The organism is Methylocaldum sp. 14B (assembly GCF_002005105.1).
Lineage (GTDB): Bacteria > Pseudomonadota > Gammaproteobacteria > Methylococcales > Methylococcaceae > Methylocaldum.
Window position 1 is genome coordinate 53,242 of the sequence record NZ_MSCV01000010.1, and the last position, 12,190, is coordinate 65,431.

General features: G+C 62.1%; 9 protein-coding genes. 1 reads left to right on the top strand and 8 read right to left on the bottom strand.

Going from position 1 to position 12,190, the window contains the following annotated elements; genetic code table 11:
- Positions 1–171: 171 nt before the first annotated feature.
- The 8 genes from B2A78_RS09170 to tal form a co-directional block, all read right to left on the bottom strand.
- The gene (locus B2A78_RS09170) at positions 172–588 is read right to left on the bottom strand and encodes a hypothetical protein (protein ID WP_143735117.1); all 417 of its coding nucleotides are present in this window, start codon (positions 586–588) and stop codon (positions 172–174) included.
- A gap of 22 nt (positions 589–610) precedes the next feature.
- Positions 611–1,381: a YHS domain-containing protein gene (locus B2A78_RS09175; protein WP_077729693.1), complete on the bottom strand. Its 771-nt coding sequence runs from the start codon at positions 1,379–1,381 to the stop codon at positions 611–613.
- Between the two features lie 50 nt (positions 1,382–1,431).
- On the bottom strand, positions 1,432–3,528 hold the full coding sequence (locus B2A78_RS09180) for a copper-translocating P-type ATPase (protein WP_205780724.1): 2,097 nt from the start codon (positions 3,526–3,528) through the stop codon (positions 1,432–1,434).
- Between the two features lie 465 nt (positions 3,529–3,993).
- A complete protein-coding gene (locus B2A78_RS09185; RefSeq protein ID WP_077729694.1) occupies positions 3,994–4,449 on the bottom strand; it encodes a DUF411 domain-containing protein in 456 nt (151 codons plus the stop codon).
- Between the two features lie 162 nt (positions 4,450–4,611).
- Positions 4,612–5,970, bottom strand: a complete 1,359-nt coding sequence (locus tag B2A78_RS09190) for an MBL fold metallo-hydrolase (RefSeq protein WP_077729695.1) — start codon at positions 5,968–5,970, stop codon at positions 4,612–4,614.
- A gap of 23 nt (positions 5,971–5,993) precedes the next feature.
- Complete coding sequence (locus tag B2A78_RS26290; protein WP_077729696.1) at positions 5,994–6,272, bottom strand: hypothetical protein; 279 nt, start codon at positions 6,270–6,272, stop codon at positions 5,994–5,996.
- 38 nt (positions 6,273–6,310) lie between these two features.
- Complete coding sequence (locus B2A78_RS09200; RefSeq protein ID WP_077729697.1) at positions 6,311–6,694, bottom strand: hypothetical protein; 384 nt, start codon at positions 6,692–6,694, stop codon at positions 6,311–6,313.
- Positions 6,695–7,000: 306 nt separating this feature from the next.
- A complete protein-coding gene (gene tal / locus B2A78_RS09205; protein ID WP_077729698.1) occupies positions 7,001–8,131 on the bottom strand; it encodes a transaldolase in 1,131 nt (376 codons plus the stop codon).
- Positions 8,132–8,936: 805 nt separating this feature from the next.
- Between tal and B2A78_RS09210 the strand changes: the two genes are divergently transcribed.
- On the top strand, positions 8,937–12,107 hold the full coding sequence (locus B2A78_RS09210; RefSeq protein WP_077729699.1) for a universal stress protein: 3,171 nt from the start codon (positions 8,937–8,939) through the stop codon (positions 12,105–12,107).
- The last annotated feature ends 83 nt before the right edge of the window (positions 12,108–12,190 follow it).

Consider the following 12,190-nt stretch of genomic DNA (forward strand, 5'->3'; position numbering starts at 1 on the left):
AGATCGAGATCGTTGGTTGTTCGGACGCCTTAGCCGGCTTAGACATCACTTTGCATGAAATATCCGTGCCAGATGCGCTAGTGCGCTTTTTTACGTGATCACGTCATCTCAAAACTACGGAGAATGTGATTCTGATGGTTACACATTGACATCAAAATCACAGATCTTCGATCAAATCCCGGATTCGTTGGCCCTTTCCTCTGCGAGCTCTTGGTGCTCTTGTGCAAGAAATAGATAGTGCTCTGCAATTCGATTGTTCAGGCGACCAAGATTGGTGCAATGTCCCGCTGCCTTCATCAAATCAGCACTACCTGCGCGGGTAGCGGTCGGGTGGTCGTAGGCCGCCCAGTACCACTCCGCCAGATTTTGATGCAAGCTTGCCTTGGATAGGTAAGTAGCAGTCTCCTTTCGGTAATAATCCGCGATCGCTTCATGATCGGCCTTGCTTCGGGCGTTACGAATGGCTTTCACGATATCGAAAGAATCCAAAGCTCCCTGGTCCTGAAAGTCCAGGGTTTTATCTCTTGATGCACACTGGGTTAGAAACGCAACGAGGAAAATGGGCGTCAAAAATCGCATGGTCTTCACAAGTTGCCTCTCAAGACATCATTCAGGACTCTGGCGCTGCCAGGCTACTTTCGGCGGGATGCTGCCTCCCCCGTTCCATACAGAAGCAAGAGGGACAGCGGTAGTGCTGTTGGGTATAAACCTCGATCATCCGCGCGATCAGCTCGTATGGATCGGGGGAGTAGACCAAACGGGCGCCGGTGTCCTTGTCGATGTTCTTGACCAAATCGGGAATCCGTTCGGTGATGCCGCCGCTGCCTTGCAGTACGCCGATGAGTTTGCCCTCGTCATAGGCGATGGCGAATTCGCCCAAGGTGCCCGAACGGCCGCCGATGATGACGACCATGTCGCTGGAGCGGATATTGGTCACTTCGCGTCCCATCAAGCCGCTGCCGGTATAGACGATGACCTCGTAGGCGTCGGCCGGGGAGCGGTATTGGAGCAGGTGCTCATCCAGACTCAGGGCTGGCGAGATGCCGACGGAGATACCCCCGTATTGCTGGGCTCCCCGTGCGCACTCATAGGGGAGACCCGGGCAGGCGCCGGTGATCAAGATGAACCCTCGTTCCGCGATGGCTTGTCCGAGGCTGAATGCTTTCTTGCCGACCTCCAAGAGCATCGCCTCGCTTGCCGAACCCATGACGCCCACGGTCAGCCGCAGGGCCGGAACCTTGTCCACGAACAGTCGGGGCTGGGCCACGAATCGATCCCGACAGCTCGGCGAACAGAAATAGTACAGCTTGCCGCCGTATTCCACGGTGGCTCCCGCTTCGCGCGGGGAAAACTTCATCATGCAAACGGGGTCCTGAACCATCTCGATCTCCTATTCAATAAGGCATGCGGGCGATGCGGTTTGCCGGCTGATCAAAGGCGCAGCCGGTTCAGACGCAAAGCGTTGGCGACCACCGAAAGCGAGCTGAAGCTCATGGCCGCGGCGGCGATGATCGGCGAGAGCAGCAGGCCGAAAAAGGGATACAGCACCCCGGCCGCAATGGGCACGCCCAGGGCGTTGTAGATGAAGGCGAAGAACAGGTTCTGGCGGATGTTGCGCAAGGTGGCCCGGCTGAGGCGCCGCACCCGCGCGATCCCACGCAGATCGCCTTTCACCAGCGTAACGCCGGCGCTTTCCATGGCCACATCCGTGCCGGTGCCCATGGCGATCCCCACTTGGGACTGAGCCAAGGCCGGGGCATCATTGATGCCGTCCCCCGCCATGGCCACGATGCGCCCCTCGGCCTGAAGCTGCCTCACCACGTCCACCTTTTGTTCGGGCAGCACCTCGGCCCGCACGCGCTCGATGCCGAGCCTCTTGGCGACCGCCTCGGCGGTGGTGCGGTTGTCCCCGGTCAACATGACGACCTCGACGCCCTCCCGTTGCAGCGCATTCAGCGCCTCGGGAGTCGAAGCCTTGACGGGATCGGCCACGCCGATCAGACCCGCCGGTTTTCCATCGACGGCGACGAACATCACGGTCTGTCCCTCCGCCTGCAAGCGCTCGGTACGTTGAGCCAAAGCGCCCGGCTCGATGCCCAGTTCCGCCATCCACCTGACATTGCCCAAGGCGACCCGATGCCCTTCCACCTGGCCGGTGACGCCACGGCCGGTGTGCGACTGGAATTCCTCGACCGAGGCCGGCTGGATGCCCTTGGCCTTGGCGCCGGCCACGATGGCGGCGGCCAGGGGATGCTCGCTCGCCGCCTCCAGGCTGGCCCCCCAGCGCAGCACCTCTTCCTCGGTGAAGCCCGGGGCCGCCATCACCGACATCAGCTGCGGCTTGCCCTCGGTCAGGGTACCGGTCTTGTCCACCACCAGCGTGTCCACGTTCTCCAGGATTTCGAGCGCCTCGGCGTTCTTGATCAGCACCCCGGCCAGGGCGCCGCGTCCCGTGCCGACCATGATCGAGATCGGCGTGGCCAGCCCCAGGGCGCAGGGACAGGCGATGATGAGCACGGCGACGGCGTTGACGGTGGCATGGGCGAGGCGCGGCTCCGGACCCCACAGCCACCAGACGATGAAGGCCAGCAGGGCGATGGCCACCACGGCGGGAACGAAGTATCCCGAGACGGTATCGGCCAGCTTCTGGATCGGGGCGCGGCTGCGCTGCGCCTCGCTGACCATGCGCACGATCTGGGCCAGCAGGGTGTCCGCGCCGACCCGTTCGGCGCGCATCAAGAGGCTCCCCGTGCCGTTGAGGGTGGCGCCGATCAAGCGGTCTTCCCGGCCTTTTTCCACCGGGATCGGCTCGCCGGTGACCATCGATTCGTCCACCGAACTGCTTCCTTCCAACACGCGGCCGTCCACCGGGATCTTTTCCCCCGGCCGCACGCGCAGTTGGTCGCCGGATTTGACCTGATCGATGGGGATATCGGTTTCGCTGCCGTCTTCCCACACGAGACGGGCGTTCTTCGGGGCCAGTCCCAGCAGCATTTTGATAGCGGCACTGGTGCGGCTGCGCGCGCGCAGTTCCAGCACCTGCCCGAGCAGCACCAGGGCCGTGATCACCGCGGCGGCCTCGAAATACACGGGGACCGTGCCTTCCGGGCCGCGCATCGCCGGCGGGAAGATTCCGGGCGCCAGGGTTCCCACCACGCTGTAGCCCCAGGCGACGCCCACGCCCAGTGCAATCAGGGTGAACATATTCAGACGGCGATTGACGAGGGAGCGCCCGCCGCGCTGAAAAAAGGGCCAGCCGCCCCACAATACCACCGGGGTCGCCAGGACCAGCTCGATCCACTGCAGAGGATGGCCGGAAAGGGCCGGCGGGATGAGCCGAGGCGCGAGGTCGTGTCCCATCGCCAGCGCAAACACGGGCACGGACAGCGCCGCACTCACCCAGAACCGGCGGCTCATGTCGATGAGCTCCGGATTTTCCTCTTCAAGCGGAGCGACCGTGCGCGGCTCCAACGCCATGCCGCAGATGGGACACGAGCCCGGCTCGCGGCGGACCACCTCGGGATGCATCGGGCAGACATACTCGGTGGCGGCCGCGGGCGCCGAAGTCCTGACCGGCTCCAGCGCCATGCCGCAGCGGGGGCAGGAGCCGGGTTCCGTTTGTTCGACTTCCGGATGCATGGGACAGCGAAAAAGAACCGGGGGCTGCGGCTTGGGGGACGGTCTTGGCGGGCTTTCCTCCCTGTGCCGGCGAGCGAAGTAGTTGTAAAGCGGCACCCAGATCAGCGCCAAATACCAGCCGTAACCGTAGCTCTCGATCAACCCGAGCAGAAAGCTCGGCCAGCTGAGCCATTCGAAGCCGGGCAGCCATCCCTGCCAGACAGGGTGCATGGCGTATTCCGGAAACAACAGGTCAAAAGCTACGCACAAAACGAATGTCATAGCCAGCAACAGGCTAGTCGCCTGGCCGACGACGGTGAGCGAGATCTTGGGTGGTTTCATGACCGGATTTTCTTCCGCGAAATACTCCAGCGCTCAGCGGCTGTCATAAAGGCTCGTGTTGCCTTGAGCATCGAAGCTCAGGATCTTATAGGGCTGCTTGACGCGCCCCTCCATCCCCGGCGAACCGATCGGCATGCCAGGCACCGCGATGCCGACGACCTGGGGCCGCTCCCCCAGCAGGCGCTTGATGACGTCGGCCGGCACATGGCCTTCCACCACATAACCCTCCACGACCGCGGTATGGCAGGAAGCGAGCTTCGACGGCACGCCGCGTTCCGCCTTGAGCTTTTTCAGCGGTTCATTGGGCATATCGGTGACCGTCACTTGAAAGCCGTTCTCCCGGAGATGCTCGACCCATTTACCACAACATCCGCAGGTGGGGCTTTTGTAAACGGTCGCCTCGGCAGCGGACGCCGGCTGGGCTGCGGCCACCATGGACAGCCAGACGCCGAGAAGTAACGTGTTCCAAGGCTTAAGGGTAATCATCATGTGCGACTCCTTGAAGTAAGGATTAGAAAAAAGGGCTCTTTCAAGCTATGTATCTAAAGTACCGGCGAATACCGCCTTGGTGATGAAGGGAATCATGCTTCACACCGTATCCATTCAAAGTTTGCTCACCCTCCTGTTTTGGATGGTTTCGCTCGTTTCGGATTAGCGCAGTGCAACCGTTTCCCCGTGCTCGGGCACCCGGCAGTGCCAGCCTAGCTCCTTTTCGATAAGGCTTCTGAGCGCATCGGCGGCGGCCGGTTCGCCGTGGGTGATGAACGTCTCGCGGGGTGGTGCTTCGAAGTGATCCAGCCAGGCGAGGATTTCCGCAGAATCTGCGTGAGCGGACAGATTGTCGAGGGCGACGATTTCCGCCCGCACCGGCACGTGTTCGCCGTGGATCTTCACCGACTCGGCGCCGTTCAGCATCGCCGCGCCGCGCGTGCCGCCCGCCTGAAAGCCGGCAAACAGGATGGTGTTGCGCGGGTCGGGGGCGAAGACCTTCAGGTGATGCAGCACCCGTCCGCCCGTCGCCATGCCGCTGGCGGCAATCACGATCACCGGGATCCGGCAGCGGCTGAGCGCCTTGGATTCCTCCACTGTATTGATGTAATGCGCCGTTCTGCACATCCCCTGGCATTCCGGCGGCGGCAAACGGTGTTCGCCCAAGTGTTGGCAGAAGATGTGGGTCGCATCGACCGCCATGGGGCTGTCGAGGAAGACCGGAATGTTGGGGATCGCCTGTTCGGCTTTCAGCCGGTGGATGTGATAGAGCAGGGTCTGGGCGCGGCCCACCGCGAAGGCCGGGATCAGCACCACTCCGCCGCGGCCTGCCGTACGGTTGATCACCTCCGCCAAAGCGGTTTCCGGATCGGACGGATCGTGGCGCCGGTTGCCGTAGGTGGACTCGATCACGAGATAATCCGCCCGGCGCATGACGGCAGGTTCTTTCATCAATAGATCATGGGGGCGGCCGAGGTCGCCGGAAAAGAGGAGCGAGGTCTGCGCATCCCGCAACTGCACGAAGGCCGAACCCAGGATATGCCCGGAGGGCGAGAAGCGCAGGGTGAGCTTATCTCCCAACGAAAAGTCATGCTCGAATTCGATGGGAGAGAACTGCCGCAGCGAAACTTCGGCGTCCTGCTCCGTATACAGCGGCAAGGCCGGCTTGTGCTTGGAATAACCGCGCCGGTTGGCGTATTCCGCTTCCTCTTCCTGCAGGTGGCCGCTATCCGGCAGCAGAATCTCGCACAGGTCACGCGTGGCGGAGGTGCAATACACTCTGCCCGCAAATCCCTGTTTGACCAGCAAAGGCAGATAGCCGCTGTGGTCGATATGGGCGTGGGTCAGGATGACGGCGTCGATGATCTTGGGATCGACGGGAAACGGTTCCCAGTTCCTGAGGCGCAATGGCTTGAAGCCCTGAAACAGGCCGCAATCCACCAGTACCTGCTTGGCGCCGGCGGCGACCAGATCTTTGGAGCCGGTGACGGTACCGCAGGCACCCAGAAAAGTGATCTCCATGCTGGACCTCCCTATAAAGCCGTTCAGTCTTTCCGCGGAGGCGGCAGAGTGCAAAACCCCTGCGGTTCCACACCCAGCGCGGCGTTGAACTTGCTGGACAGGTTTTGAAAGGCGATCAGGCCGGTCAGTTCGATGATCGCGTCGTCAAACTGGCGGCGGAGTTGTCCGGACTCGGCTAAAGCCCTCGGCCACAACCCGGAACAAGCGAAGCGTACCACCGTAGCCGAGAATAGCGCCGCTGACCGCAGTAACACCAAGCCGCGGGAGCCGATGCCGTCTTTACCACACTTGAGCCGGTTCATCCGGGCTCCAGAAAAACGAATATGAGCCACGGTTCCTTTCACTCAGTTGGTTGAGAATGCTCACGTGCCAGAGAGAGATATTCCTCGGCGGTCTCATTAAATAATCGCGCAAGATTTTTGCAGTGTCGGATCCTCTGTTCGAAGGCTTGACGGTTATCGACGCGGGTAGGAATGGGATACTGATATGCCAAACTGAATTCATCGCTTATTTTTTGATGCGCCTTCGCTTTCCGTTTGTAGAAAGCGGCTTCCCGCTCGTAGTAAGTGGTCATCCTTTGGTGTTCATCTTCGGTTTCGGTCCTTTGAATGCTTTTGTCGCCAGCGACGGTTCGATCCGGCGCTTCTGTCGTACTCCCCGAAAGTGCGTAGCCTATCGAGAATGCAGCGATTACGATCCTGAGCAGAGAAGGGAAAAACTTCATTGGTGTTCCTTTTTGGGTTTCGATCTTTGCAATGGCGGCACGACGCTCTGTTCATAGACGATTTTCCGCGGCTTCCGGCACTTGGTGTTCAACCTATTCATTTATCCGGGCGTTTTCGCTCAAACAAGCCATCCTTTTCCTAACTCTTAATTTTCAGCTTGCGCGTCCGGCGATGTTTCCGCGGCAGCGCAAATCGCCGCCACTAGTGGCAGCCGTGCTCGGTTTGAAATGAGCAGCCAGGACGTCGACGGCGTTTTTCCCCCGCATCGCCCGCCGGCATCCACATCCATATTGTCAGTAGCGGCTTCAGACGCTAGCCACAGTGCGCGCTTGCCGGGCAATAACATCCAGCAAGTGGTCGAAGACGTTTCGGAACCGGCGCAATTCCTCGTCAAGCAGCCGATCGGCCACGACCTCCAGCGAAATGCCGAGTTGCTCCAGTGTTTCCACGGTTTGGCGGGCTGCGTCGGGGGTTCGTTCCAGGGTCGGCTCTGCGACGCCGTGATTGCGGAAGGCATCCGCCGTCGCCGGCTGCAGGGTGGTCACCGTATCCTTGCCGATCAGTTCCTCCACATACAGGACGTCGGGGTATTCGGGATTCTTCACGCGGGTGCTGGCCCACAGCAGCCGCTGGGGCTTGGCCCCCTGATTCTCCAAGGCCCGCCAGTGATCGGAGGCGATGAGATGTCGATAGCGCTGATAGATCAACCTGGCGTTGGCGATGGCGACTTTTCCTAAAAGGCTCTGCACCAACGCCCGTTGGTCCCGACGTCGGGTCTGCGTTTGCAGCGCATTGAGCCGAGCGTCGACCGCCGTATCGATACGGCTGACGAAGATGCTTGCCACGCTCGCCACCTTACTGAGATCGCCGCCCCGTGCCGCCAGATCTTCCAGTCCCGCCAGATACGCCTCGGCGACCTGTTCGTAGCGAGTGCGGGAGAAAATTAGCGTGGCGTTGACGTTAATCCCCTCGCCGATAAGCCGGCGGATGGCGGGAATGCCCTCGGCAGTCGCGGGCACCTTGACCATCAGGTTCGGGAAGCCGATCGTCTGCCACAGTCGGCGTGCTTCGCGAACCGTCTCCTCGGCGTCGCCGATGAGGTGGGGCGAAACCTCCAAGGAGACGTAGCCATCCCGACCGGAGGTCATCGCATGAACCGGTTGCAGCCGGTGTGCGACGCTTCGGATGTCACGAACGGCAAGCAGTTCGTATATCGTGTGCGGATCGAGGTCCTGACGGGCAAGAGCGCGCACGAAGCTCCGATAGCCAGAGTCGCTCTCAACGGCTTTCCCGAAGATGGAGAGGTTGGACGTGAGTCCCTTGAGGCCGTCCTTATCGATCAGGGCTTGCAGTGTTCCACCCGCGATCAGATCGTGCTGAATGTAATCGAGCCAGAACGACTGGCCGTACAGCTCCAGAGCCCGCAACTGGTTCATGTACTCCGCTCCCGATTTGAAGCTTTCTGGCTAAATTGATAGGAAATTTTCATGCCATCGTGGATAGCGCTTTTTTTTTGCGGGCTTGGCGATAAATCGATCGGCAATTATGTGATTTTTGAGGTTACGCGTGGCTGTTCCGATCACGATTTTTTCGTCCGGCAAGAATTCAGTTCTCAAAATCATTGCACTGTCCACCCATTCGGAATCGAACGGTGAAAAATTATCGCTCGCCCTATCTTCGACGGCTCAGCCCGTGCTCTGGAAGATCGGCGGACCCGCTTGAGTGCTCAATTGTTAATTGCAGGGAGCTTGCATGCGCACAACCAGTCAATCTCCACCCGGAAAAAACAATGGTACTTGAGGGGTACTCGCCTTTTATGAGCTCATAACCTCAGACGGTACCGCAGACCGCGGGAACGGCTCAACAAACGAGGTTTTATTAATTAATCAATGGATAAGTTTGGAGTTACCGACCATCGAGGTCATCGGCGGTCCCGAGGAATTCCGGGAGACAAAGGTTCGGGCACCGTACTTGAGCGGGAGATTTTTCCAATGGCTCGGTCTAATCGGCCATGGGGAGTGCTCACCCGTTGATCGAGGTTACGCGGCGGTCTCCCATGGGAGGTCAAGACGACGACTGCGCAACTCGATACCGGTTCCCCGAAGATTCTCGGCTTCCGGCTCAGTGGAAAATTGCACGATGAGGCCTTCCGGATAAGGTCCGGATAAGCATTTGCCGTTCGGACCCTGCTAAGACCAAGCTCTGTTCGCGATGGGCGCCGATTAGGAGGTACCGAATCCCATGTTTCTCCTATCACCGACGGACGATGCGTCATGGCATCTCAAGGAAGACGGATTCAACCCGATCCGCGAGCACGAGTTCGAATCGCTGTTCGCACTGTCCAACGGCTATGCCGGCTCCCGCGGATCGCTCGCCGAAGGCGGCCGTCTTTCCGATCCCGCCACGTTCATCGCCGGCATCTATGATACCCACCCATCCGCCACGATCCCGGAACTGGCCGCGGCTCCGGACTGGATGACGTTGCGGATCCTGATCGACGGCCGGGATTTCCATCTGGATGATTCCGAGGTCGTGAACCATTGCCGTCTCCTGGATTTCCGCACGGCCGTGCTGTGGCGGGAACTGCTTTACCGAGATGCGGCGCGCGGAGTCCTTAAGATGCACGGCTTCCGGCTGACCTCGCTGGCCGATCGGCATGTCCTCTTGCAATCGCTGTGGCTCCGGGCGGAGACCCGCCGTCTGCGCGTCAATCTCCGGATCGTCATGGAACCCGTGCCTGATCGGCCCGGACGGGTTCGGCTGGCGCCGGTGTCCTGCGCACCGCTCCCGGCCGCCCGCGATGCCGCCCATGTGCTCGAACTCCGCACCCATCGAACCGGCATCCGGGTGGCCCTCGCCACGGCAGGGCAATTGCGGGTCGATCAGGCGGAGCCACTTCATGGCGCTGTGGAGAGGGCCGGCAACCGCCTCAGCGAGTCGTGGGAGATCGAGGCCGAACCGGGCCAAACCTATCGGCTCGACCGATTCGTCGTGGTCTATACGTCCCGCGATTGCAGCGATCCCGCCGCCGCCGCGGCTCGGCACCTGGATGAGGTGTCGAGGAACGGTGTTCAGGCCGTGTTTGAGGCCCACGCGCAGGCCTGGGAACGGCGCTGGCGCTCCTCTGATATCGAAATCCGGGGTGACGAACCGGCGCAACGGGCGCTGCGTTTTGCGAGCTATCACCTGATCGGGGCCGCCGACCCGGATAACGAACGGGTTTCCATCGGGGCGCGGGCGCTCACCGGGGCGGCTTACAAAGGGCATGTCTTCTGGGACACCGAGATCTTCATGCTGCCCTTCTATCTCTTCACCCACCCGCCCTCGGCGCGGGCGCTCTTGATGTACCGCTATCACACCCTGCCCGCCGCGAGAAAAAAGGCCGAACGGCTGGGATTCCGGGGTGCCCTGTACGCCTGGGAATCCACCGACACCGGCGAGGAGACGACGCCGTCCCATGCCATCGGCGCCCGTGGCGAAGTGGTGCGCATCCTGAGCGGCGAACAGGAACACCATATCGCCGCCGACGTCGCCTATGCCGTCTGGCACTACTGGCAGGCCAGCGGGGACGACGAATTTCTGCGGCAAGCGGGGGCGGAAATTCTGCTCGAAACAGCCCGATTCTGGGCCAGCCGCGGCCGGATCGACGCCGATGGGCTTTACCACATCCGGCGGGTGATCGGTCCCGACGAATACCACGAGAGCGTGGACGACAACGCCTACACCAACGGGATGGCGCAATGGAACCTGGAACGCGCCGCCGAAACCGCCCGCCTTTTGGCCGCGCGCTGGCCCGAACGCTGGTCGAAGCTGGCCGCCGATCTGAACCTCACCGGGGATGAACCGGACGTTTGGGAAGACCTGGCCCGCCGGATGTATACCGGCTTCGATCCGCACACCGGCCTGTTCGAACAATTCGCCGGCTTCTTCCGGTTGGAAGACATCAACCTCGCCCAGTACGCCCCGCATACCGTGCCGCTGGACGTGATTCTCGGCCGGGCGCGCACGCAAAGTGCCCAGGTCGTCAAGCAGGCCGACGTGCTGATGCTGATCTACCTGCTGTGGGAGCGGTTCACTCCGGAAGTGCGCGCGGCCAATTTCCGCTACTACGCACCGCGCACCGCCCACGGCAGTTCCCTGAGCCCGTCGATCCACGCCTGTCTCGCGGCCCGGCTGGGCCTGATCGAGCTGGCGATGGGTTATTTCCGCCGGGGCGCGGAGATCGACCTGTCCGACAACATGGGCAATGCCGCCGGCGGCGTGCATGCCGCGGCCCTCGGCGGTCTGTGGCAGGCGGCCGTCCTCGGTTTTGCCGGACTGCGGCTTGCGCCCGACGGTTTGGCCTTTGCGCCCCATAGCCCGCCCAACTGGCCGGAACTCCGGTTTCCGGTCAGGTGGCGGGGGAGCCGCCTGCGGGTTCGAATCCAAGGCCGGGAGATCGAAATAGTAGCGGAAGGGAAAACGCCGGTGACGGTTCAGGTCGGAGAGGCGCCGCCGGTGCGGCTCGAATCCGGCTCGCGGGTCCTTTGGCGGCAAACTGAAGGGGGTTGGCAGGAGGTTCCGGAAATGGAAATGCGCCGCATCGTCCTATGGCTCGACAAGACGCCGCCTTCGGCGTCGGTGCTGGCCGTGGCGCGGGTCCTGGCCGAGCATTTGGCGGCCACGCCGGTCGTCGTATCCGATGACACGCGGGAGGCTCTGCTCGAAGCCTTCGGGCGGACCGTCCCCCAAGCGGCCGATCTGCTCCGGAGTGCCGTGTTCGCTGAAGCCGGGCGCGATGCCGCCGGAGCGCTCGCGCAAGCCGCCCTAGCACACCGCTGCCCCTGCATCGTCCTGCCCCTGTCCGATGAAGAACGCCGGGACAGTCGTCCCGGTTCCGTCGCCGAAGCGGTGTTGCAACGCGTCTCCTGTCCCGTGCTCCTGGTGCCCCATGCCCCGGAGATGGAGTCCTGGACGTTGCGGCGGATGATCTTGCCCCAGGACGGCACTCCCGAAACCGCGCGGGCCTTGGGGCCGGCCCTGCATTGGGCCCGGCGGGCGGGCGCGAATCTCCTGGCCCTGCACGTATCCGGGGCCAAAACCGAAGCGCCCGAAGAGCCCGGTGCGATGACCGCGCCGCAATATATCGATCAACCGCAGCATGAATGGCCGGCGTGGGGACAGGAGTTTCTGGACCGGGTCTGTTTTTGCTGCTTGGCGGACGACTTGCAGAAGGAAAAAATGGAGATGTTTTTCGCGACGGGCGAGCCGGGACCCGAGATCATCCGCTTTGCGCGGGACCACGGCGGAGACCTGATCGTGCTGCCCTGGCGCGGGAGCCTGGCGCCCGACCGGGCCGCCACGTTCCGCTACGTGCTGCGAAACGCGTTCGGCCCGATCCTCGTGCTGACCGCGTGCTGCCCGGCGGGGTGACGGAAGAGGCGCCGTCATCGATCCACCGCCAGCGCCGCGAAGTCCGCCACCACGACCTGAGCGCCGGCTTGCTTCAGGGCCTC